At 65.9% G+C, this 23,070-nt stretch carries 19 protein-coding genes; 4 read left to right on the top strand and 15 right to left on the bottom strand.

Annotated features, from left to right (window positions below; translation table 11 throughout):
- Positions 1-192 precede the first annotated feature (192 nt).
- Positions 193-1,815 (top strand): DUF882 domain-containing protein, encoded by a 1,623-nt coding sequence (locus tag QXZ94_RS30340; protein ID WP_315724617.1) that lies wholly within the window; start codon positions 193-195, stop codon positions 1,813-1,815.
- A 111-nt stretch (positions 1,816-1,926) separates the two neighbouring features.
- On the opposite strand, the gene QXZ94_RS30335 is transcribed toward QXZ94_RS30340, so the two are convergent.
- Together QXZ94_RS30335 and QXZ94_RS30330 are read right to left on the bottom strand one after the other, a co-directional pair.
- The gene (locus tag QXZ94_RS30335) at positions 1,927-2,202 is read right to left on the bottom strand and encodes a DUF2312 domain-containing protein (protein WP_172109948.1); all 276 of its coding nucleotides are present in this window, start codon (positions 2,200-2,202) and stop codon (positions 1,927-1,929) included.
- 255 nt (positions 2,203-2,457) lie between these two features.
- The gene (locus QXZ94_RS30330; RefSeq protein WP_315726624.1) at positions 2,458-2,760 is read right to left on the bottom strand and encodes a DUF1244 domain-containing protein; all 303 of its coding nucleotides are present in this window, start codon (positions 2,758-2,760) and stop codon (positions 2,458-2,460) included.
- A 194-nt stretch (positions 2,761-2,954) separates the two neighbouring features.
- Between QXZ94_RS30330 and QXZ94_RS30325 the strand changes: the two genes are divergently transcribed.
- Positions 2,955-3,548, top strand: a complete 594-nt coding sequence (locus tag QXZ94_RS30325; RefSeq protein WP_172109949.1) for a DUF1036 domain-containing protein — start codon at positions 2,955-2,957, stop codon at positions 3,546-3,548.
- On the top strand, positions 3,545-4,981 hold the full coding sequence (gene pyk / locus QXZ94_RS30320; RefSeq protein WP_315724614.1) for a pyruvate kinase: 1,437 nt from the start codon (positions 3,545-3,547) through the stop codon (positions 4,979-4,981). Before QXZ94_RS30325 ends, pyk begins: the two co-directional genes overlap by 4 nt.
- Before the next feature lie 5 nt (positions 4,982-4,986).
- On the opposite strand, the gene QXZ94_RS30315 is transcribed toward pyk, so the two are convergent.
- From QXZ94_RS30315 to QXZ94_RS30305, 3 genes are all read right to left on the bottom strand, one after another.
- On the bottom strand, positions 4,987-6,597 hold the full coding sequence (locus QXZ94_RS30315; protein ID WP_315724612.1) for a glycosyltransferase family 87 protein: 1,611 nt from the start codon (positions 6,595-6,597) through the stop codon (positions 4,987-4,989).
- Positions 6,598-6,805: 208 nt separating this feature from the next.
- The gene (locus tag QXZ94_RS30310) at positions 6,806-7,480 is read right to left on the bottom strand and encodes a TetR/AcrR family transcriptional regulator (RefSeq protein ID WP_006612221.1); all 675 of its coding nucleotides are present in this window, start codon (positions 7,478-7,480) and stop codon (positions 6,806-6,808) included.
- A gap of 161 nt (positions 7,481-7,641) precedes the next feature.
- Entirely contained in the window at positions 7,642-8,868 is a 1,227-nt protein-coding gene (locus tag QXZ94_RS30305; RefSeq protein WP_315724610.1) for a glycosyltransferase family 87 protein, read from the bottom strand.
- Positions 8,869-9,057: 189 nt separating this feature from the next.
- Here QXZ94_RS30305 and QXZ94_RS30300 point away from each other — a divergent pair, with 189 nt between their 5' ends.
- Positions 9,058-10,257, top strand: a complete 1,200-nt coding sequence (locus QXZ94_RS30300) for an alpha/beta hydrolase family protein (protein ID WP_315724608.1) — start codon at positions 9,058-9,060, stop codon at positions 10,255-10,257.
- 136 nt (positions 10,258-10,393) lie between these two features.
- Here QXZ94_RS30300 and ftsH read toward each other — a convergent pair whose 3' ends face one another.
- The 10 genes from ftsH to tolQ form a co-directional block, all read right to left on the bottom strand.
- Positions 10,394-12,316 (bottom strand): ATP-dependent zinc metalloprotease FtsH, encoded by a 1,923-nt coding sequence (gene ftsH / locus QXZ94_RS30295; protein ID WP_315724606.1) that lies wholly within the window; start codon positions 12,314-12,316, stop codon positions 10,394-10,396.
- A gap of 223 nt (positions 12,317-12,539) precedes the next feature.
- A complete protein-coding gene (tilS, locus tag QXZ94_RS30290) occupies positions 12,540-13,643 on the bottom strand; it encodes a tRNA lysidine(34) synthetase TilS (RefSeq protein WP_315726622.1) in 1,104 nt (367 codons plus the stop codon).
- A gap of 103 nt (positions 13,644-13,746) precedes the next feature.
- Positions 13,747-14,787, bottom strand: a complete 1,041-nt coding sequence (gene ybgF / locus QXZ94_RS30285; RefSeq protein WP_315726621.1) for a tol-pal system protein YbgF — start codon at positions 14,785-14,787, stop codon at positions 13,747-13,749.
- A gap of 187 nt (positions 14,788-14,974) precedes the next feature.
- Positions 14,975-15,469, bottom strand: a complete 495-nt coding sequence (gene pal / locus QXZ94_RS30280) for a peptidoglycan-associated lipoprotein Pal (RefSeq protein WP_172133860.1) — start codon at positions 15,467-15,469, stop codon at positions 14,975-14,977.
- 309 nt (positions 15,470-15,778) lie between these two features.
- On the bottom strand, positions 15,779-16,501 hold the full coding sequence (locus tag QXZ94_RS30275) for an N-acyl amino acid synthase FeeM domain-containing protein (protein ID WP_315724604.1): 723 nt from the start codon (positions 16,499-16,501) through the stop codon (positions 15,779-15,781).
- A 285-nt stretch (positions 16,502-16,786) separates the two neighbouring features.
- Positions 16,787-19,126, bottom strand: coding sequence for a putative bifunctional diguanylate cyclase/phosphodiesterase (locus tag QXZ94_RS30270; protein ID WP_315724602.1), 2,340 nt, complete (start codon positions 19,124-19,126; stop codon positions 16,787-16,789).
- 251 nt (positions 19,127-19,377) lie between these two features.
- Positions 19,378-20,712 carry a Tol-Pal system beta propeller repeat protein TolB gene (gene tolB / locus QXZ94_RS30265; RefSeq protein WP_409998776.1) on the bottom strand — a complete coding sequence of 445 codons (1,335 nt, stop codon included), beginning with the start codon at positions 20,710-20,712 and terminating at the stop codon, positions 19,378-19,380.
- Positions 20,713-20,738: 26 nt separating this feature from the next.
- Positions 20,739-21,758 carry a protein TolA gene (locus QXZ94_RS30260; RefSeq protein ID WP_315724598.1) on the bottom strand — a complete coding sequence of 340 codons (1,020 nt, stop codon included), beginning with the start codon at positions 21,756-21,758 and terminating at the stop codon, positions 20,739-20,741.
- Positions 21,755-22,234 (bottom strand): ExbD/TolR family protein, encoded by a 480-nt coding sequence (locus tag QXZ94_RS30255; protein WP_172109961.1) that lies wholly within the window; start codon positions 22,232-22,234, stop codon positions 21,755-21,757. Before QXZ94_RS30255 ends, QXZ94_RS30260 begins: the two co-directional genes overlap by 4 nt.
- Before the next feature lie 39 nt (positions 22,235-22,273).
- Entirely contained in the window at positions 22,274-22,948 is a 675-nt protein-coding gene (tolQ, locus tag QXZ94_RS30250; protein ID WP_050886856.1) for a protein TolQ, read from the bottom strand.
- Positions 22,949-23,070 lie beyond the last annotated feature (122 nt).

Below are 23,070 nucleotides of genomic sequence, written 5' to 3'. Positions count from 1 at the left end.
ACCACAATGATCAACCACGATTCGATGGCTCTTTTTCGCCACACTCAAGAGTATATGTTAAGGGTAATTGGGGGGCGGGTCGGTGAGTATCCTTTAACCATCCCGCCTTAGGTAAGCGTTTCCTCTCTCTTCCGCCGGACGGGCCGCAAGAGGGTATCTGAGTAAACGCTCGTCGACGGGGTGGGCTGCATCTTGCTGTCTGTTTTCGCGCGCCAATCGCGTTCGCTGCCCAGAGCGGGCTGGAACGCCGTCTGCCGCTACGGCCTCGCTTCCCTGCTCCTGCTGCTGGGAGCGGGCACCGTCCGTGACGCAGAAGCGCTCAACGAAACACGCACCCTGTCCTTCCATCACACCCATTCCGGCGAAGACCTGACGGTCACCTTCAAGCGCGAAGGCCGCTACGACGAAGACGCGCTGAAGAAGCTCAACCACTTCCTGCGCGACTGGCGCACCCAGGATTCGACGGTCATGGACCGCCGGCTGTTCGACATCCTCTGGGAGGTCTATCGCGACGTCGACGGCAAGCAGCCGATCCAGATCATCTCGTCGTACCGATCCCCCGCCACGAATTCGATGCTGCGCCGCCGCTCGGCGCATTCCGGGGTGGCCCGCCACAGCCAGCACATGCTCGGCCACGCCATGGATTTCTATATTCCCGGCGTGCCGCTCGAGCAGATCCGCTACGCCGGTCTGCGGCTGCAACGCGGCGGCGTCGGCTTCTATCCGACCTCCGGCTCGCCCTTCGTTCACCTCGACACCGGCAACATCCGCCACTGGCCGCGCATGACCGCCGACCAGTTGGCGCGGGTCTTCCCGGACGGCAAGACCGTGCATGTCCCGAGCAACGGCGTGCCGCTCAAGGGCTATGAGGTCGCCAAGGCCGAGATCGAGAAGCGCGGTCCAGGCGACGATGCGTCATCCGGCCGCTCCAACCTGTTTGCCCGCCTGTTCCGCGGACGTCCGAGCGAGGATGACGAGGAGTCGGGCGAGAGCGAGAGCAAGGCTGAGACCAAGCCGGTCCAGACCGCCTCGCTGACCGCCAAAGCCGCCGACAAGGACAATCGGAGCGCCGACCGCTCCGCGGACAACAGGCCATCGACGGCTCGCGGCAAGATCGCAAACGCCCTGCAGCTGGCGTCGGCTGATTCGCAGGTCGCGCAGCCCATGGCCGCCAAGCCGGAGGCGAAGGCAGAGACCACGAGCGCGATCTCCGGTGTGCCGCGGGACGGCGCACCGCAAAGCGTCGCCGACATCATCAATTCGCGCGGCTTCTGGGGTGACAACCCCTCGACGCCCAAGCAGGCCACGCCCGAGCAGGTCGCCGCCATCACAGCGCGGCGGGCGCTGTCGGCGATCGACCAGGCGCAAACCGCGAGCCTGATGCAGGCCATGGCCTTCGCTCCCGCCCCTGCCGAGCGTGGCAACGGCACGGCGACGACGGCGATCCCCGTCCGCAACTCCCGTCCTGCGACCCGCAGTGCAGCTCCCGCCCCGGAGCCGGCCGCCAAAAGCGGGCAAGGTCAGGACGGATTGATCACCATGGCAACGCGGCTCGCGGCCTCCAAGGGTCCCGATTCGACCTGGATGCGCGCGATCATGCTGACGCCGAGCGCTTCGTCGTCGATGTCGGTCACGAAAATGGGCGATCCGGATCTGACCGTCATGCGCAGCTACTTCGTCAAGCCGCAGATCGCGCTGGCCATGAGCTTCGCCGCCGATCCGACCCCGGGATTGAGCTACGACCAGTTCACCGGACCCGCGATCATCAAGCTCGAAACCAAATCGTTCACGATGCGCGCAGCAGCGTTGCGCTGATCGAAGCCTGCACGCCCCGCACCTGACGTCCTTGAAACGAATGCCCCCGGGCGATCGCGCGCGGGGGCATTCGACGTCAGGGCAGGATCAGCCCGTTCACCGACCGACCGGTCAGAGCATGCCGAGCGCCTGCATGTAGGTCTCGAGAATGCTCTCTTCTTCCTGGCGCTCATTCGGGTCCTGCTTGCGCAGCCGGATGATCGTGCGCAGCGCCTTGACGTCGAAGCCGTTGCCCTTGCTCTCGGCATAGACGTCCTTGATGTCCTCAGAGATGGCCTTCTTCTCCTCCTCCAGCCGCTCGATGCGCTCAATGATCGATTTGAGCTGATCTACGGCGAAGCGGGTCGCGGGCGAGTCGTCGTCCTTCGCGGCGGCGGGGGTAGCCATCTGATACTCCTGAGTGGAACTGATGTGTCCGAGGAAGGCGCCCGGCAGGGCGCGCGTGTTGGCCGCGACCCTCAAAGCTGGCGTGCCCTGCGTCAAGCTGACATCGCCCTCATCCACAGTGCGCCCACATGTTGTTGGGCTGCACCGTCTGAAGCGTCTGCAAGCCGGCCGCGCGGCTTGCGTTTGGGCCGTCATCCTGCGCAGCGCACGATTCGCAGGCGCGAAGCCTTCGTCGCGCCTCGCCTTCGCCGAGCATCAATGGCCCGGGTGCACCTTCTTCATGGCCTCGAGCTGCTCCGCGCTCGCTTCGCGCTGGTGCTTCGCCTTCCACTCGTCATAAGGCATGCCATAGACCGCCTCGCGGCTCTCATCCCTGGTCATCGGCACTCCCTTGGCGTCCGCCGCGTCCTTCAGCCAATTGGACAGGCAGTTGCGGCAGAACCCGGCCAGATTCATCAGGTCGATGTTCTGAACATCGGTTCTCGTTCGCAGATGCTCCACCAGCCTGCGGAAGGCGGCAGCTTCGAGTTCGGTCCGGGTGGTGCTGTGCTTAGTCATCACTTTGGTTCCCTGTTCCGCGCCGGGGCGGTTGTCTGCTAAAGGATGCGGCATCGTCGCAGGTTTGGCCATATCGCAGCACCTTCATCGGCGCGAGCGCTCGACCGCATCCGCCTCGCCACGAAATCGCCTTGCCGTTGACAGCCGCAGCCAAGTCGCGCGACATCAATCATCGTTTGATATAGCGTCGCGCAATGATCCCTGAAACCTCCTCCATCTTGCATCGCATTCCCCGCCGCCCCGGTTTCGGACTGCTTTCGCTGCTTGGGCTCGTCGCGCTCTGTCTGTCATCGAGCCCTGCCGCAGCCGACTTCCGGCTTTGCAACAACACCTCCAGCCGGGTCGGGATCGCCCTCGGCTACAAGGATGCGGAGGGCTGGACCACCGAAGGCTGGTGGAACGTTTCCTCTCGCAGTTGCGAAACCCTACTCAAGGGCACCCTCGTCGCGCGCTACTACTACATCTACGCGCTGGATTATGACCGTGGCGGTGAATGGTCGGGTCAGGCCTTCATGTGCTCGCGCGACAAGGAGTTCACCATCAAGGGCACGGATAATTGCCTAGCCCGCGGCTTCGACCGTACCGGCTTCTTCGAGGTCGACACGGGTGACCAGCGCGCCTGGACGGTGCAGCTGACCGAAGCCAATGAGCAGCCGGCGCAGCAGCGTGTGCCCGGCATTCCCGGCACCCTTGGCCCGGGCGGCAACATGCCTGGTCTGCCCAACGGCCCGCAGGGCACGCCGCCCGCAGGTTCCGGCCTGCCCTCGGGGCAAGCACCCAAGCCATGAGACGCCTGCGCCGCATCAAGATCCTCGCCACGCTCGGTCCCGCCTCCTCGGACAGCGCGATGATTCGCAAGCTGTTCGAGGCCGGGGCCGATATTTTCCGGATCAACATGAGCCATACCCCGCACGACAAGCTGCGGGAGCTGGTCACCACGATCCGCAGCGTCGAAGCGAGCTACGGCCGGCCGATCGGCATCCTGGTCGATCTGCAGGGACCGAAACTGCGGGTCGGCACCTTTGCCGGCGGTCCGGTGCAGCTGAACAACGGCCAGAGCTTCGTGCTCGATTCCGACAAGACGCCGGGCGATGCGACGCGGGTTCACCTGCCGCATCCGGAAATCCTGGCAGCCCTGCAGCCGGGCCACGCCCTGCTGCTGGATGACGGCAAGGTGCGCCTGATCGCCGAGGAGACCTCGCCAACCCGCGCGGTCACGCGCGTCGTGATCGGCGGCAAGATGTCGGACCGCAAGGGCGTCAGCCTGCCCGATACCGATCTGCCGGTGTCGGCGATGACCCCGAAAGACCGGGCCGATCTCGAAGCGGCGCTGAACATCGGCATCGACTGGATCGCGCTGTCCTTCGTGCAGCGCGCCGACGACGTTCTGGAGGCCAAGAAGATCATCCGCGGCCGCGCCGCCGTGATGTCCAAGATCGAGAAGCCGCAGGCCATCGACCGGCTCAACGACATCGTCGACGTCTCCGATGCGCTGATGGTGGCGCGCGGCGATCTCGGCGTCGAACTGCCGCTGGAGCGGGTCCCGGGCCTGCAGAAGCAGATGACGCGGCTGGCGCGCCGCGCCGGCAAGCCGGTCGTGGTCGCGACGCAGATGCTGGAATCGATGATCCAGTCGCCGGTGCCGACGCGCGCCGAGGTCTCCGACGTCGCCACGGCGGTCTACGAAGGCGCCGACGCCATCATGCTGTCGGCCGAATCGGCTGCCGGCAAATATCCGGTCGAAGCGGTCTCGACCATGAACCGGATCGGCGAGGAGGTCGAACGCGACGTCGTCTACCGCTCGGTGATCGCAGCTCAGCGCCCCGAGCCGGAGTCGACGGCGGGCGACGCCATCGCGGAAGCCGCACGCCAGATTGCCGAGAACCTCGATCTGCCGACCATCATCTGCTGGACGTCGTCAGGCTCGACCGCGATCCGCGTCGCGCGTGAGCGGCCGAAGCCACCGGTGGTCGCGATCACGCCCAATCTGGCGACCGGACGACGATTGTCGGTGGTCTGGGGCGTGCATTGCGTGGTGGCGGAAGATGCGCGCGACCAGGACGACATGGTCGAGCGCGCCGGCGCGATCGCCTTCCGCGACGGCTTCGTCCGCGCCGGCCAACGGGTCATCGTGGTCGCCGGCGTGCCGCTCGGCACGCCCGGCACGACCAACATGGTGCGCATCGCCTATGTCGGGCCGTCCAGCGAGGCCAGCCTCTGAGCTGATCAGTCGGCCCTGCTGCCCGGCTTCAGGCCTGCAGTCGGCGCCGCAGAGATCGCGCCGGGCACGACCGGACAGGCCATGATGTCGGTGCCGTCGACGCCTGGAATGTGCTCACAACGGCGGGACTCGTCGATCCTGAGATCGTAGTCGGCCAGCAGCTCGAGCCGCGGCGGATAGTCCGCCCGGCTGTTGGCGAAGTACAAGGCCCAGATGCCGCCGGGCAGCGGCTCGGACAGGCCGCTGCGGATGCGGCGGTCGAGCACACCTCCCGGGACGATCGGGACCACGATCTCCGACAGCTGATAGAAGCGCGAGCCGGCCGGCAGCAGCGGGACGAGGTAGCCGAGCGGCTTGTGCAGCATCAGGAACGCCGCCGGCCGCTGCAGGGCCGCCGCAAGCCGCGGCTGATACGGATCGGACCACGGCCTGCGCGTCCAGTCGCTGGGCTGCGAGGCGAGCGCAATGGCCAGCGCGCTGGCGACGGTGACGGCTTGCACGCCTCGCGACGGCCCCTCCGGCGCGCCCCGTTCACGCCATGCATCGATCAGGCGCGTCAGCAGCAGCACGATCAGCGGCGCCGCCAACAGCTCGAGCGGAATCAGATAGCGCTGGATCGAGAACGCCTGCATCCACAGGGCATAGCTGACCCAGCCGAAGACGATGAAGCGCCGGTCGCGCAGCGACAGCACCTCGCGCCTTTGCCACAGGCCGGTGACGATGACCGCCATCAGCAGCAGGATGACGACGGCAAAGCGCGGATCGCGGAACGGCGATTCCGACGAGGGGTGCCGGCCGATCGCCCAGTAGAACGGATAGGCAAGCGCATCGAGCACGCCTTGCGGCATGAAGCGCGTATCCGCGATCGAGCCCAGCGGCGCGTCCGGCGAGCGGAAGATCGAATTGTAGAACGGATAGAGCGGACTGCCGAAATCGCGCGCCATCTTCAGCGCCCACGGCCCGGCCGTGACGATGCCGGCGAGCGCGCTGCCCGCGGCAAAGCCGAGGATGGCGCGCAACGGCCTGGCGACCAGCAGTAGCGACACTCCGGCGCCGATCAACAAGGTGGCGTTGGTGAGCTTCAGCCCGGTGGCGGCGCCGATCAGCAGTCCCGCCAGCACGAAGCGCCGGCCACGCTCGTCGTCATCGCTGAATATCAGCCCGACCCCGGCAAGGATCGGGATCGCGGTCAGGATGTCGGCGAAGCTGGTGCCGACCTCGGACAGGGCCATGGGACTGAAAGCTGCAATGGTCACGGCCGCGGCGATCGTGACGGCATCGGCGGTCCGTCCGAGCAGCACCCGCGTGATCCACCAGATGAGCGCGAGATTCAGCCCGTGCAGCGCGCCGAGGGCCAATCCCCACCACGGCGCCGGCAGTCCGTGGCGGAGCAGATAGGGCAGCAGGTAGATCAGCGGATTGAGGAAGCTCTGAAAGCCGCCGGGCGCGGCGTCGACATCGAAGCGGCCTTGGACGAGCGCGACCCCCGCATACTCGTGGTAGTTCTGCCAATCCCAGTTGATGTCCTCGCCGGCGACATAGGCATAGAGGGCACCGGCGCCCGCCGATCCGGCGATCACGAGCGGCATCGCCAGTTGTTTGCGTGCGATCGACATCGGTCGTGAGATGCGCCTGGGATTGCAGCCGCGGCAGCCGTCCCGGCGCCGCCCCCGACCATGGCGGCGAGGCGTGAATCCTTGCTTAAGCGCAGCCGGCCGCGGCGCTAAAGCGCGATGAGATCAGGGCGAATCGTCATCGCGCTCCAGATTGTCGTTTGCGCATGATGTTTTCGGAAAACCGCTGCGCAGTTTTCCGGATCATGCTTCAGGCGCCGACCAGGCTCTTGACCGGCAGCACGGCCTGCACCACGAGGCCGCGGGCGCGGGCATCCATCACACCGACCGCGCGCAGCGCCAGCAAGGTGACCGCCTGCACGGTGTCCCGGAGCTTGGCGGGATCGTCCAGCGTGTCGGTCGCGAGCGGCCCGACCAGGGCCTCGTGCAGCGCGCCGAGCAGTGCAGTCGCCGCCAGCTGAGTGTCCTGCGCCGGAAGATGGCCGGCACGGACGGCCGCGTCGATGCGCGAGGCGATCTCGCCGACGATCTCGCGGCGGCTGGCGATGCGCGACGCCGTCACGTCGACGTCGACCGGCTCGGCCAGAATGCCCCAGGCGAGCTTGCGCTGGGACAGGACGTGGACGGCGACCGTGGAGACCGCCGCGGCCAGCGCCGAGGACGGACCAGGCGCCGCGTCGGCGGCACGCCGGACCGCCGTCAGCTCGTCACGCGAGACCTCGGCGATCAGCTCGGAGATCAGATCGGCCTTGGAGGGAAAATACCGGTAGACGGTTCCGGCAGCGACGTTGGCGCGGACCGCGACGGGGGCGATCTGAACGGCCGACATGCCCCCTTCGGCCGCGGCTTCGCGGGCAGCGGCGAGAATCGCGCTGCGGCGGGCCGCCAGCCGCTTCACGACCTGATGGGTTCGCCGGTAGACCATGGCGTTTCTCGTCCCGGACGCGTTCGTCCAGGAAACGCCCGGCGAACGCTGGTTCAGTGTTTTTGGAGGATCCATCCTCGCAAATGGCTCAGAAGAACTGAACACTTGTTCAGGAAAGAAGACAAGGGGAATCATGCCCCTCCGCTACGGCAGCGGCACGGTCAGGCCGCAGCGAGCACGGTCTCTGAAGGCAGCGGCTGCCGCCGCCACCATGTTCCGGCCCTGGCCAGCACCAGGGCGCCCGTCATCAAATTGGCGACCAGGCCGAGGGGAATGCCGGTGAGCATGAAGGTGATCTGGAGCGCCGCGATGCAGCCGAGCACGGGCAGCTCGTAGCGACGGAATCCTTCGCCGAGCCCGATCCGCACCAGCCACGCCACCGCGATCGCCTGCACCATCATGTCGTACATGAACAGATAGGGGGTGGTCAGCAGCAGCCCGACGGCGAGCGCCGCCGCCTTCAGCGAGTAGCGCACCGGGCTGCGCCACAGCATCACCAGCACCACCGCGACCGCAGCCGTCAGCACCCATTGGAAGGCCCAGCCGAGCGCCTCCGAGCCACCGAAATAGCGTACCAGCGAGAACAGGCTCTGCAGCTTCCACCAGGTCGCCTTGCCCTCGGTCAGGAAGGCCTGCGAGAACACCGGCATCCAGTGGATGAAGGCCTGCCAGCTCTCGAGCCCGAACGCCAGCCACGACGCGAGCGCCAGCACCATGGCGGTCACGCTCGCCGAGACGAAGGCGGTCCAGCGCTGCGTGGCGATCAGCACAACCGGAAACAGCAGACCGTATTGCGGCTTGTAGGTCAGAAGCCCGAGGCAGATGCCAGCCAGCACCGGCCGCACTGGCAGCCAATACAGCGTGCCGCCGACGAGAGCCGCAGTCAGACAGCCGTTCTGACCCACCAGGGTGTTGGAGAACAGCGCCGGAAAGCCGGCCGCGAGCACGAGGCCGAAGCCGCGGCCGACGATCGCGCGCATGACCAGCGCATACGGAATGAAGCTCGCATAGGCCCAGCCGGCGAACGCGACGATGTAGGGAAACTGCGCCAGAAACGCCGCGACGAACAGGAATGGCGGCGGGTAGTGCCAGGCGAAGTAGCCCGGGAAATCCTGCCGCAGGAGATCGAGCTCGATCTGCCGCTGCACGTCCCAATCCCACGCCAGCGCCGGCTGGCCCTGCAGGGCGAGCTTGCCGGCCGCCCAGACGTTGACGAAATCGGTGGGGATGCCGAGCCCGTCCGCACCCCAGATCCAGATGCCGGACAGCAGCCCGGAGGGGAAGAAGGCCGCATTGATGCAGGCGAGCGCGAAGCACACGGCAAACAGGCTCGCCGGAACAGCACGACGCTGCGATGAGATCGCGGCGGCATCCAAATCGTCGGCCATCTGACCCTCGCCCGCGCCAACCCGGGCGCATTTCCCGTCGAGACATAGGCCTGGAGGCTTGAAGAAGGCTTAAGCGGGGCTTGCCCTGGCAGACGCGGACGATGCCGGCCGTACCGATTATTTACGCGCGCTCTGTAGCAAAGAGCTCCGGCGCAACTGACGGTCGGCCACGCAGGAGTTCTCAAGCCCATGCTTCGAATCATCATCGCCCTCGCGCTCTGCCTGGCCTGGCCGGCGGCAGGCTCCGCCCAGGACAAGGCCGCGGTACGCGTCACGTCAGATGTCTCCTACGAGTACCTGGCGCGCTGGGACGTGGAGCGGCTGAACAAGATCCTGACCGTGGACACGCCGAAATTCGCCGGCATCACGGTCAGCTACACCCCGGCCCGCAACGCCGTCCGGCTCTACCGCGTGACCTACGCGTCCGTCGTCCCCGAACGCGGCAACAAGCCGATCAGCGCGACGGGACTGCTGGCCGTGCCCGAGATCAGCGACACGAGTCTGCCGATGGTGTCGTATCAGCACGGCACGGTTTACGGCAAACAGGAGGTGCCCTCGTTCCCGGAGCAGTCACCCGAGACGCAGTTGATGATCGCGCAGTTCGCGGGCCAGGGCTATCTGGTGATCGGCGCCGACTATTTCGGCATGGGGACCTCGAGCGAGCCGGAAGGCTACATGGTCAAGGGCAGCCATCAGCAGGCGACCTATGACATGCTGCGCGCAAGCCGGGCCGTGCTGAACGATATGCACCTGACGGCCACCAGACTGTCGATCGCCGGCTGGTCGCAGGGCGGCTTCGTGACCATGGCCTATCTGGAGAAGCTCGAAAGCGCCGGCGTGCCGGTCGCAGCGGCGGCGACGGCAAGCGCGCCGGTGGACGTGTTCGTCGCACTCAACGGCTTCCTCAGCTTCCCGCGCAGCAACGACGCCTCCTGGGTCAACTCGCTGTTCATCCTGTCGGCGTTCGCCTTCGAGAACTACTACGCCGTGCCGGGCCTGGCGCGCTCGGTGATCAGCGACACCTATTACGAGGTCGCCCGCAAGGCCTATATGCGCGAGCCCTTCAACGTCGCCGATGTCCCGACCGATCTGCACAAGCTGCTGAAGCCGGAGTATTTCGACGCGCAATATTTCGCGGCGTCGGCCTATGGCCGCCTGGTCGCGCAGACCCAGGCCTATCGCTGGATCATCAAGACGCCGGTGCGCAACTATTATGGCGAGACCGACGAGGCGATCTCGACCGGCCTCGGCCGATTGGCGATGACCTACCAGCAGGCGATCGGCGCGGGCAACACCAAGGTAGAGGCGGTGTCGACCGGACCGACCAGTCATCGCGGCACGTTCGCGACCGCCGTTCCGCAATGGAAGGCCTGGTTCGACAAGCCCTGACCAGCAAGCGACACCCTTCGCCGGATGGTTGAACATGCCATCCATCCGCAGACAACGAAAAGCCCGGCTGTAGCCGGGCCATCGCTTGGTTCTCGTTGATCTTGCACCGCGAGGGAAGCTGATCCCCTGCCCCGTCCTATGCCTGGGGCTGCGGCTCCAGGCCGGGATCCGGATCGGGCCGCGGACGTGGCTTGCCGGCCGGCGGCACGGCCGAGGCACGCGGGGTCGACGGCTCAATCGCCGACTCGCGGTTCGGCTTCTTGCCCTTGAGCAGATCGAGGATCTCCTCGCCGGTCAGCGTCTCGTATTCGAGCAGCGCCTGGGCGATGGTCTCCCAATCTTCGCGCTTCTCGGTGATGATCCGCCGTGCCTCGAGCTCGCCGGCCTCGATCAGGCCGCGGATCTCGGAGTCGATCAGGCGCGCCGTATCGTCCGAAATGTTGGTCGAGCGCGCCACCGAATGACCCAGGAATACCTCCTGCTCATTGCTCTGGTAGCGGACGCGGCCGAGCTTGTCGGACATGCCCCATTCCATCACCATCGCCCGGGCGAGGTTGGTGGCCTGCTGGATGTCGCCGGTGGCGCCGTTCGTCACCTTCTCCGCGCCGAACTTCTGCACCTCGGCCTCGCGGCCGCCGAACATCATCGCGAGCTTCGACACGCACCATTCGCGGGTATGCGAGTGACGGTCGGCCTCGGGCAGCGACTGCACCATGCCGAGCGCACGGCCGCGCGGAATGATGGTCGCCTTGTGGATCGGGTCGTGGCTCGGGACATTGAGGCCGACGATCGCATGGCCCGCCTCGTGATAGGCGGTCAGCATCTTCTCTTCCTCGGTCATGACCATCGAGCGGCGCTCGGCGCCCATCAGCACCTTGTCCTTGGCCTCCTCGAACTCGGCCTGCGTCACCATCCGCTTGTTGCGGCGGGCGGCGGTCAGCGCGGCTTCGTTGACGAGGTTCATCAGGTCGGCGCCCGAGAAGCCGGGCGTGCCGCGCGCGATCGTCTTGAGGTTGACATCCGGCGCCAGCGGCACCTTGCGGACATGGACCTTCAGGATCTGTTCGCGACCCATGATGTCCGGGTTGGACACCACGACCTGGCGGTCGAAGCGGCCGGGACGCATCAGGGCCGGGTCGAGCACGTCGGGCCGGTTGGTGGCGGCGATCAGGATCACGCCCTCATTGGCCTCGAAGCCGTCCATCTCGACCAGCAGCTGGTTGAGGGTCTGCTCACGCTCGTCATTGCCGCCGCCGAGGCCGGCGCCGCGATGACGGCCGACGGCGTCGATTTCGTCAATGAAGATGATGCAGGGCGCGTTCTTCTTGGCCTGCTCGAACATGTCGCGGACGCGGCTGGCACCGACGCCGACGAACATCTCGACGAAGTCCGAGCCCGAGATGGTGAAGAACGGCACGTTGGCTTCGCCGGCGACGGCGCGCGCGATCAGCGTCTTGCCGGTGCCGGGAGGGCCGACCAGCAGCACGCCGCGCGGGATGCGGCCGCCGAGCCGCTGAAACTTGCCGGGGTCGCGCAGGAATTCGACGATCTCCTGCAAATCCTGCTTGGCCTCGTCCACGCCCGCGACGTCCTCGAACGTCACACGGCCATGCGCCTCGGTCAGCATCTTCGCCCGCGACTTGCCGAAGCCCATCGCCTTGCCGGCGCCGCCCTGCATCTGCCGCGACAGGAAGATCCAGACGCCGATCAGCGCGATGAACGGCAGCCAGGAGACCAGCAGCGACACGAACCACGGCACGTTGTCGCCCGGCGGCTTGGCCTGGATGTTGACCTTGGCGTCGTACAGACGCTTGACGAGATTCGGATCGCTCGGCGCGTAGGTCTGGAACGACGAGCCGTTCTTGAAGGTGCCGTGAATCTCCGGCCCCTGAATCACGACGTCGCGCACGTTGCCTTGATCAACCTCGGTCAGCAGCTGCGAGAAGTTGATGTCGGTCGAGGACGCACGTTGCCCCGGATTCTGAAACAGTGTGAACAGCGCCAACAGCAACAGGACAATAATGACCCAAAGGGCGAAATTGCGCAGATTGGCGTTCATCGATTTTCCTTCGTGGTCGCGCGGATCGCGGCCGTCTATCCTCGGACTCATCCCTGGGTAGCCACGAGGGAATCCCCCGGTCGACCGCTTCGTAATCTAGGTACCACTCGCACCAATGCCAAGGGAACCAGACAGGACTATTTAACGCATCCTAGCCCGATTCCCGCTTAAAAAATGGCGCGGGAAAGCGCCGCCGAGGCAGGTGGTTAAGGGTCCGCGAAACCTATCGTCCGCCCGAGGTCCCGCGCGGTCGCCGAGGCGGCGCGGGAGTGATCCGGATCGCATCGCGCGTCGTGCTTACCAGCGCACCTGCCAGCGTCTGTTTTAGCCTGCCCGACGTCGGCGTACCACCGCCTCCGGTCCCCGCAAGAGTCCGGTCCAGGCGATCGAGCAGGGCTTCCGCCTTGCCGAGTTCCACTGGACCTTCGGTTCCCACCCGATTGATGGCGCGCATCAGCAGGCGCAGCCTGATTTCCGCCGGGAGTGCGACAAAGGCGCGCGGCTCGAACATCTGTCCCTGATCCGGCCCGCCGGCGCGGGCGCCAGCCCCGAGCAGCGTGACGTGCTTCTCGGCGCCATCGACCATGAGCTCGATCGCGGCATTGGCGCGGCCGAGGCGGGCGGCGAGCGTCGCCAGCGTCCGCGCATCGCCACCCTCGGCAGCCAGAGCCGGCATCAGCGCCCGCAGACGGGGCCGCGTATACGCGAGGTCGCGATTGGTCGGATCGTCGGCAAACAGGACGCCGGCGGAGCGAAGCGTCGCCACGAGGCGGGCCTTGGGCAGCGCGAGCAACGGCCGCGCCAGGAGCATGCCGTCGCGCTCGCTGATCGCCGCCATGGCCGCGAGCCCGGCGATGCCGCTGCCGCGCAGCAGCCGCATCAGCACGGTCTCTGCCTGGTCATCGCGTGTGTGGGCCGTGACGACATGGCTGGCGCCGGCCCGGCGCGCCGCCGCTGCCAGCAGGCGGTATCTCGCCCGGCGCGCCGCTTCGGGAATTCCGGCCGCCGGCTTCTCATCCCTCCAGCGCAACGTCCGATGCGCCATCCCGAGCTGCCGCGCGATCTGCTTGACCATCTGCGCTTCCCGCCGCGCCTCGGGGCGCAGACCATGGTCCACCGTGACCGCGACAAGACGCGGGCCGTCGGTCCGCGCTTCGCGCCATCGCGCCGCCAGCCACATCAGCGCCATCGAATCGGGCCCGCCGGAGACGGCAAGCACGAGCGCTGGCGCAGTGGCGAGCGGTGCGAACAGGCGCTCGGCTTCGGCTGCGGAGATCGGATCGCCGTCCTCGGAAGCTTGGTCCTGCGCGGTCTTGCTTGCTGCCATGGCAGCGGACATTAGGCGCGGGACGCCGGAACAACAAACTCCGGCAGCGGCGGACATGCCCGCCGGTCGACGCTCCGGATGGCACCGCCGCGCGAGGTCGCCGTCAGCACTTCACCCGCTTCTGCTCGCGGTCGACCGTGCTCTTCACGCCGGCCGACGCGCGCGGATATTTGCGTGTCACCTCGCCGAACGCGGCGCAGGCCGCCTCCTTCTCCTTCAGGGCCGCCAGCGACTGACCGAGCCGCAGCAGCGCGTCCGCCGCCTTCGACGACTTGTCGTGCTTGGTCGTTACGGCGAGGAAGATCTCGGCGGCATCGCGGTATTGCTGGCGCTGGTACAAGCTCTCGCCAAGCCAGTATTGCGCGTCGCCGATCATCGGATCGTTGGGATATTTCTGGGTGAAATTGCGCATGGTCTGCTCGGCCAGCGCATAGTCGCGGCGCTGCATGTAGCCGATGCCGAGATCGTATTCGTCGCGCGGCGTCTGCCGCGGCGGCGCGGTCTCGAGGCCGCCGGCGCCCGGCGCAGCGACCGGCGCGCCCTGCGGATAGCGGCCACCTGCGGTGTTGGCGGACATTGCGGGGTCGGCGGCGGGACGACCGACGGGCTGGCCGCCGCCGGGCTGGATCGGCAGCGGGCCGCCGCCGAGCGCCTGCGGTGCGCCCGGCGCAGCCGGGTTCTGAGTGGGGTCGAACGCATCACCGCGGCGGCGGACGCCGACGCCTGCGGCTGGCGGGTCCTGGGCGATCGGTGCGGGAGCCGCGGCCTGCGGCGGCGCATAGCCTGGCTGCTGCTGCGGATAGGCCTGCTGCTGTTGACCGTATTGCGGCTGGCCATAGGCGGGCTGAGCCGGCTGCCCGTAGCCGGGAGAGAGCTGGGTTGGCGGCGCTGCCGCGCTTGGCTGGGGTGCAGGCGCGGTTGGCTGGGCCCCGCTCTGCAGCTGCCGCAGCCGCTCCTCGAGCTGGCGGTTGCGATATTGCAGCTCCTCGTTCTGCCCGGTCAGTTGCCGGAGCTGGTTTTCGAGCCGCTGAATGCGGATCTCAGGGTCGTCGTCGACCTGGGCGAGCGCCCGCGACGACAAGGCCTGGCACGAGAAAACGACGAGCGCTGCGAGAACCGCGGCGACGCTCCTGGAAAGAAACATGAACGACATGTTGCCCTGACAACCGGATCGGCGAGACGTTGGAAATAATAACCCTGAACGCGAGGCTCTACGTCAGAACGGCCATACAGACAAATGACGTTCGAGCGAAGACAAAACAATGAAGACAAAACAACGAAGCCGGCGTCGGTGGCGACGCCGGCTTCGTCAGCAAACAATCCGTTCAGCTTTATGAACTGGCGTTCAGCACGGTGACCGCGCGCCGGTTCTGCGACCAGCACGAGATGTCGTTACAGACCGCGACCGGCCGCTCCTTGCCGTAGGAGATGGTGCGCATCCGCCCCTGATCGATGCCGCGCGAGGCCAGGAAATTGCGGACCGACTGCGCGCGGCGCGCGCCGAGCGCAATGTTGTACTCGCGGGTGCCGCGCTCATCGGCGTGGCCTTCGATCGTGAAGCTGTAGCGCGGATAGCTCTGCAGCCACTGCGCCTGCTTTTCCAGGGTCGCGATCGCCTGCGGCGTCAGATCGGTCTGGTCGCTCTCGAAGAAGACGCGATCGCCGACGTTCACGACGAAATCCTGCTGGCTGCCTGGAGTCGCAGCGCTTGCCATCGCACCATCTGCCCCGGTGAGATTCTTGTTGGCGCACGCGCCCATCGACAGCGCGACCGCGAGCACGGCGGCCAACTTCAATCCCTGGAGGATACGCATCTGATATTTCATTCCGGGAGCCTCCACGCTCACGTTCTTAGACTGCCATCCGGTCTACAGGGCGATGGTTAAGCGAACGTTCCGTCAACCTTGATGGGGTCTTGCCGAACCCCGTCAAATGCTAACGAAACCCGAAAAAGCGACCGCGATGGTTAATGGGTTGTAAATGTGGCGCCAGGGTGAAGGCAAGCGGCCGCGCGCCTGCAGCACGGCGCTTTTTCGCTGATTTTTGCGTCAAAGCCGCGAAACGGGCTGCGCGCCCGCCCCTGCGCCCGTTCATCTTGGGAACGATCGGCGCCGTCTTGGTCAAATCAGACGTGGTCAGCCGGCTTTGGCGACCGGCTGAATGCGAAACGAATCAGAGAAGGCGTCCGGCGTCGGACGATCGAACAGCATCCGCCGTTCGAAGGCGCTGGAGCGCATGAACGGGAAGCGCTGGAACACACGGTCGCGGATCCTGGGATAGTGCGCCGCCACGAGGCCGACCGGCTTGGTCAGGCCGGAGTAGAGCCGCGGCTCACCCCAGGGTTCCTGCAGGAACACCTTCTTGTAGAAGGCACGATGTTCCGGCCGCACGTTGGCGAGGCCGATGTCCGCGTGGAAATGAGCGCAGGCGACGTAGCCGAGCCGCACCGTCACGTAAGGAAGCGCCGGAAACAGCCGGGCCTTCTCATAGTCGGCGACGAACCGCGTCGGGTCGATGATCACCTTGCCGCGATCGAGCTCGGGATGCAGCAGGTCGGCGAACATGTCCGACGACAACGACTTGCGCCACTGCGAATTCAGCACGCTGATGCGGATCGAGCTGTAGAGCTCGCCATTGACGTAGACGCCGAAGATGAAGCTGTTGGGGAGATCATCGTACTCGTCGGTGACGCGCTCGCTGGCCGAGGGGAGGATGGCGCCTTCGCGCAGATAGGCCCGGTAGCGCAGCCGATAGATCTCGTCCTTGTCCTCAGCAGTCAGAGCCAGCCGATAGTCCACGTTCTCGAGCGCATCCAACTTCTGATCAGCAACGGCAGTCACTCTAGCCGCCGACTTCATTCGCAACCCCTTTTCACACAACTCCTGCGAGCAGTTGTGAGATTAACAGCGCGTTAATTCGGATGCAAAGCTTTCGGCGGTACACAGTTAACGGCACGTAGAATCCCGGTGCCGCAACCGTGACTTACGGGGGGAGCGACATGACGGGAGAGGATCGCTTCAGATCAGCTGCGTATCAATACGAAACGAATTCGCTTGGCATACGCGCCCGCTGCCCTCGCATGATACGACGTGCGGTTGTCCTGCATGGCTGCAGCCGCAGCCATGCCCTGAGCTCAGGGCAGATCAGGCGATCGAGCGCGTGGCGGCAAGGGCCGGGATCGGCTCATCCGCGGATCGCCGCCCGTGAGAGGCGTTCAGGAGCTGACGAATGCGCACTGCGGGCACCGGGCGGCTGAACAGATAGCCCTGAGCTTCAGTGACGGTGCCGTCGACGCTGATCAGCTCCAGCTGCTCGTTGGTCTCGATGCCTTCGACGACGACCGACATACCGAGATCAGCCGACAGCCGGGCGACGCCGCGCAGCAGCGTAAGCGGCCGGTCACTGTCGATGCCCTCGAGGAACGAGCGGTCGATCTTGACCTTCTCCAGCGGGAAGTTGTGCAGATAGCTGAGGCTCGAATAGCCGGTGCCGAAGTCGTCGAGCGAGATCCTGACGCCGAGCATGTGCAGCTGCGACAGCACGTCGTGGGTCAGCTGCGTGTTGCGCAACAAGGAGGATTCGGTGATCTCGATCTCCAGGCGGTGCGGCGGCAGGCCCGACACTTCGAGGGCGTAGCGCACCTCGCTCAGCACGTCGCGCTGATGGAACTGCTGCGGGGAGAAGTTGACCGCGACGCTCACCGCCTCCGGCCACTTCATGCATTCCAGGCAGGCCTTGCGCAGGATCCAGCGGCCGAGATCGACGATCAGGCCCATGTCCTCGGCAACCGGGATGATGTCGACCGGCGACACCGTGCCGCGCACCGGATGGTTCCAGCGCAACAGCGCCTCGCAGGTCGAGATCTTGCCGGATTTGAGATTGACCAGCGGCTGATAGAACAGCTCGAACTCCTCATTGGCCAGCGCCTTGCGCAGGTCGAGCTCGAGGATGCGGCGCGCTTCGACGGTCTGGGCGAGCTCGTCGCGGAAGAAGCAGAAGGTGCCCCGTCCCTCCGCCTTCGCCCGGTAGAGCGCCATGTCGGCGTTCTTGAGCAGCGTGTCGGCGCTGATCCCCGGCGCCGTCATGGCGATGCCGACGCTGGCGCCGATCTCGACCAGGTGATTGTCGATCTTGTAGCGTTCGCTCAGCTGATCGACGATGCGCCGCGCCAGCACGGCGGCGTCGTCGTTGGAACGGATGTTGCGCTGGAACACGACGAACTCGTCGCCGCCGAAGCGCGCGACGAAATCCTCAGGCCTGAGCATGTCGCGCAGCCGCTCGGAGACGGCGCAGAGCAGCTGGTCGCCGCAGGGATGGCCGAGCGTGTCGTTGACCTGCTTGAAGCGATCGAGATCGACGAACAGCAGTGCCGACAACTCGCCATGGCGTTGCGGAATCTTGAGCAGGCGCTCGATCTCGTCACGGAAGCTGACCCGGTTCGGCAAGGTCGTGAGCTCGTCATAGCGCGCCAGGTGCGAGATCCTCGCCTCGGCATTCTGCCGCTCGGTGATGTCCTCGAGCAGGACCACTGCGCCGCCATCCGCCATCGGCTGGAAGGTCCAGGACAGCGAGCGGTCGCGCACCACGTCGGGGTCGCTGGTGATGATGTTGTGCGTCTTGGTGTTCTCGATCTCGGACAGAATCATCCGGCCGCTCGAGGCCGAGATCGTCCCGGAGATGACGCAGGCATTGATGATGTCGGCCGCCTTGCCGTCACGCTGCAGCGTGTCCTCCGGCAGGCCCATCATCTGGCCGAAGCGATGGTTCATCACCGCGAGGCGTCCGTCCGGGCGGAACATGCACAGACCGTGCGGCATGTTGTTCAGCGCCGTGTCGAACTGCTTGGCCAGCGCAGCCTCGCCTTCGCGCGCCACGAAGGCCTGCACGAAGATGCGCTGCAGATTGGTCGAGATGTGCTTCAGCGACAGGAAGAACAGTACGCAGAACGCCGCCATCCCCATGTAATAGGGACTGCCGTGCAGCGCGAGCGCCAGCGCAAGCGGCCCGCAGGCGAGCAGGATCTGGACGTGAAAGATCCAGGGCCGGCCATAGGTGCGGCCGGCGCCGGCGGACATGTAGCAGAGCGTGACCGAGATCGCGATCAGGTGGACGACCGGATCACCATTGTCGGCGACAGCGACGACGCACCATACCCCGAGCACGACCGCATAGAGCATCGCGCCGATCTGATAGCGGATCTCCCAGCGCGCCACGGCTTCCTGGGTGAGCCGCCCGGCATCGCACAGATGGCGGTAATAGCGCATGTCGAGCGAGCGGAGCGCGCCGACGACGATGAGTATGACCGCGCAGGGCCATAGGTTGGCATCACCGCTCTTGACGGCGGTCATGACGGCGGCGATGGCGGCGCAGAGTGCGCCGGCAAACATCGGGCCGGGATCCTGGAAGAGAGAGTCGACGAGAGCCGCCTGGATCGCAGGCGACAACTTTCGATCGTCTTCTCCGTTTTGACTAGCAAGCTGCATTCGTGCGCACGCGTCCTGTTCGGTGCGCAAACATTACCGTTCGCAGGTGAAGTCTTTCTGAGGGAACATCGTTAGCGGAGCGTTGCCGCAGCGCAGGAGCACACAAAAACCGCCGAAAATTCAGCAAACTAGGCAAACCCTACCCAGTTCCTGCAACGAATGGTTCCAATTTTTCCAACAACACGCATCGCGCGACTCGAAAAATCATGTCCACCGAAGCGTGAGCACGCCGGAGCGGGCCCGCCTTCGGGTTACGACAATAGCGGCGACCACGCTGGATCCGACGCGTAGCCCGGCGTCGGCACCTTCTGCTCGAAGCGACCGGAGACGTCGATGGTGTAGAGGGACGGGCCGGCGGTACCGCCGGGATCACGGAAGAACATCAGCACGCGGCCGTTGGGCGCGAAGGTCGGGCCCTCATTGTGGAAGCCGGAGGTGAGGATGCGCTCGCCCGAGCCGTCGGTCTTCATGATGCCGATTGCGAACTGGCCGCCGCCCTGCTTGGTGAAGGCGATGTAGTCGCCGCGCGGCGACCACACCGGCGTCGAGTAGCTGCCCTCGCCGAACGAGATGCGCTGCGCGCCGCCGCCACTGGCCGACATCACGTAGATCTGCGGCTTGCCGCCGCGATCGCTCTCGAAGCAGATCTGGCTGCCGTCGGGCGAGTAGCACGGCGAGGTGTCGATCGCCGGCGTGTCGGTCAGGCGGGTCGTGGTGCGCGAGCGCAGGTCCATCACGAACAGATTGGAATTGCCGCCCTGCTGCAGGCTCAGGATGATGCGCTGGCCATCCGGCGAGAAGCGCGGCGAGAACGACATGCCCGGAAAATTGCCGACGATCTCGCGCTGGCCGGTCTCGATGTTGAACAGATAGACCTTCGGGTCGCCCTGCCCGAACTCCATATAGGTGATTTCCTGGCTCGACGGCGAGAAGCGCGGCGTCAGCACGAGGTCGGCGCCGCGCGTCAGATAGCGCACATTGGCGCCGTCCTGGTCCATCAGCGCCAGCCGCTTGACGCGGCGATCCGAGGGCCCGCTCTCGTCGACGAAGACGACGCGGCTGTCGAAATAGCCCTTCTCGCCGAGCAGGGTGGTGTAGATCTGGTCCGAGATGATGTGGGCGATCCGCCGCCAATATTCCGGCGCGGTGACGTATTGCTGGGCTGCCGACTGCTGCCCCGAATTGACGTCCCACAGCCTGAACTCGGCCTTCAGCCGTCCATCGCCCTGGCGGGTGGCGCGGCCGGTCAGCAGCCCCTGGACGCTGAGCGGCTTCCAGCTCGCGAACTGCGGCACCTGATCGAAATTGGTGATGCGCTCGGCGAACGCGGCGGGATCGAGCGGCGCAAAGTAGCCGCTGCGCTTGAGATTGTTGGTGATGACCTGCGAGATGCCGTTGGCGACGTCGGCATCTCCGGGACCGCCCGGCACGAAGGGCGGAATCGCGATCGGGATCGGCTTGAAATCGGTTGGATCGATGCGCAGACGTTTGTCCTGCGCCAGCGCAGCCGACCATCCGAGAGCTGCTGCAGCCGTGCCGGCACCCGCGATGAAGCCGCGGCGTGATACTCTAGCAATTGAGTGCATGGGAACCTTGGAGCCGAATTTCGAAATCATCGTGCATCTTTCAGACCAAACTGGAGCTGAATCAGCTTCCACGATTCATACTGGCCTTTTGGAAGGAAGGAGTAAGTCTGACATTGGATGATGGCGCGCCTCGCGCTCTCAGCCATCGCCATGGCGACCGTCCGAGACGGTCCCCGTACTGCGACAATCTTCGGCTCGCCCGCGACAGTTCCGTCAAGTCGCATCGGAATGTCGATGTCGGCCTCATACAGGTCCGCATCCTGACCGTTATAGGGAAAGCCGAAACAACGTCGCACCGCGGTCTGGAACGCCCCGCTCCAGCTCGCGATGTTGTTGTCGGCCATGCCACGCGTCGAGCCGAGCGCCGCATTCGCATTGAGCTCCGTTCCCGTCACCGCCTGCCGCGTCGGATCCTTCTGATTGATCAGGCTCGCCATCTTCTCGGCGTCGAACTTGCGTTCGCTCTTGTGCTTCGGCGGCTCCGGCGTGGCGGCCGCGGTCTGCTGCGGCTTCGGCGGCTGCTTCGGCTTGTCCTTGTTCAGCACGCTGGCGATCTGATCCGGATTGAACGGGTCAGGCTTCTTCTCCTCGGGCTTCGGCTTCTCGGCGGGCGCGGGCTTGGGCGGCTCCGGCTTCTTCTCGGCCACCGGCTTGGGCGTGTCCGGCTGCTTCTCGACCGGCTTCGGCGGGTCGGGTTTCTTCTCGACCGGCTTTTCCGGCTTGGGCTGCGGCGTCGGCGCGGCGTCAGTCTCGGTGACCGGCTTCGGATCAACCTTGCCGACGATGTCTTCGGTCGGCTTCTTCTCACCGATCTTGTCGGCCAGGAGCTTGGCGACCTCCTTCTTGCCGGTCAGCGCGCCGGCCTTGGCCTTGGACGTATTGTCCTCCGAGATCACGTCGACCGGCACCAGATCCTCCGGCGGCGCCACCATCGAGCGCGCGGAGAAGCTGAACAGACCCCAGCCCAGCACGAGCACGTGCAAGGCCACGGAGAGGACCGTGCCCTTGCGCGTACGAGCGAACCGGATGAGGTCTTTCGCCGTCATGAGCCCTGTTCCGGCAGCACGACGATGCTGGCGCGATAGCCGGCGTCGCGCGCCAGGCCCAGCACCTTCATCATGTCGGAATAGCAGGCATCGCGGTCGCCACGGATCTTGACGACGTTGTCGGCGCCGCCGGCGCCGGCGTCCTTCATCGCCTTGATCTTGGGTCCGAGCTCGCCGATCGCAATCGGGGTCTCGCCGAGATAGACGTCGACCTTGGAGGCGCAACCGCCGCCGGTCTTCTTCACGGTGACCTCGAGCGGCGGCTTGGCATCGGCGGTCGACGCCGAACCACCCTGCGCCTGCGGCAGGTCGACCTGGATGTTCACGGTGAGCAGGGGCGCCGCGACCATGAAGATGATCAGCAGCACCAGCATGACGTCGACCATCGGCGTGACGTTGATCTCCGACATCACCGGTGCCTTGCGCCGACCGCGGCGACCACCGCCGCCGGACGCGCTTCCCATGCTCATGCCCATGTTCTGGTGCTCACGATCACGACGCCACTATACCTGCCCTCATCCCCGCTCGTCGATCTGACGGGACAGGATGGCCGAAAATTCATCCGCGAAGCCTTCCAGCCGCTGCGCCTGCCGGTTCACCTCGGAAGAGAACTTGTTGTAGAAAATCGTCGCCGGAATGGCCGCGATCAGGCCGATGGCGGTGGCGAACAGCGCCTCCGCGATGCCCGGCGCGACCACGGCCAGCGACGTGTTCTTCGAGCCGGCGATGGCCTGGAAGCTCGTCATGATGCCCCAGACGGTGCCGAACAGGCCGACGAAGGGGCCGGCGGAACCGACCGTGGCCAGCACGAGGAGCCGGCGCTCCAGCCGCTCGACCTCGCGGGCGATCGAGACGTTCATCACCTTCTCGATCCGCATCTGCAGCCCGGCAAAGGAGCGCGCGTGGCCCTCGAACGAGCGCTTCCACTCGCGCATCGCCGCCACGAAACAGGCCGCCATCGACTGCGTCGGCTTGGCCGAGAGCACCCGATACAGCTCCTCGATCGACTCGCCGGACCAGAACGCCTGCTCAAAGCGGTCCATCGAGCGGCGCGTCCGGGAATAGAGGAACAGCTTGTCGATCGCGATCGCCCACACCCAGACCGAACAGGTGATGAGGCCGAGCATCACGCCCTTCACGACCCAATGCGCCTGCCAGAACAGCGCGATCAGGGAGAAGTCGCCTTCCATCCGCAGTATCCTCTCAACCAACCATCCCGGGCACCCCGGGACCATGCATCTGCCGTTCCACGGCGGATGCCGTCGCGGCGCACTGCGCCTACGCAAGAAAACCCTGAACTGATCGCTTTAAG

This window comes from Bradyrhizobium sp. SZCCHNS2022 (genome assembly GCF_032377575.1).
Classification (GTDB): domain Bacteria; phylum Pseudomonadota; class Alphaproteobacteria; order Rhizobiales; family Xanthobacteraceae; genus Bradyrhizobium; species Bradyrhizobium aeschynomenes.
This window is presented reverse-complemented; position numbering and strand designations above follow the sequence as displayed.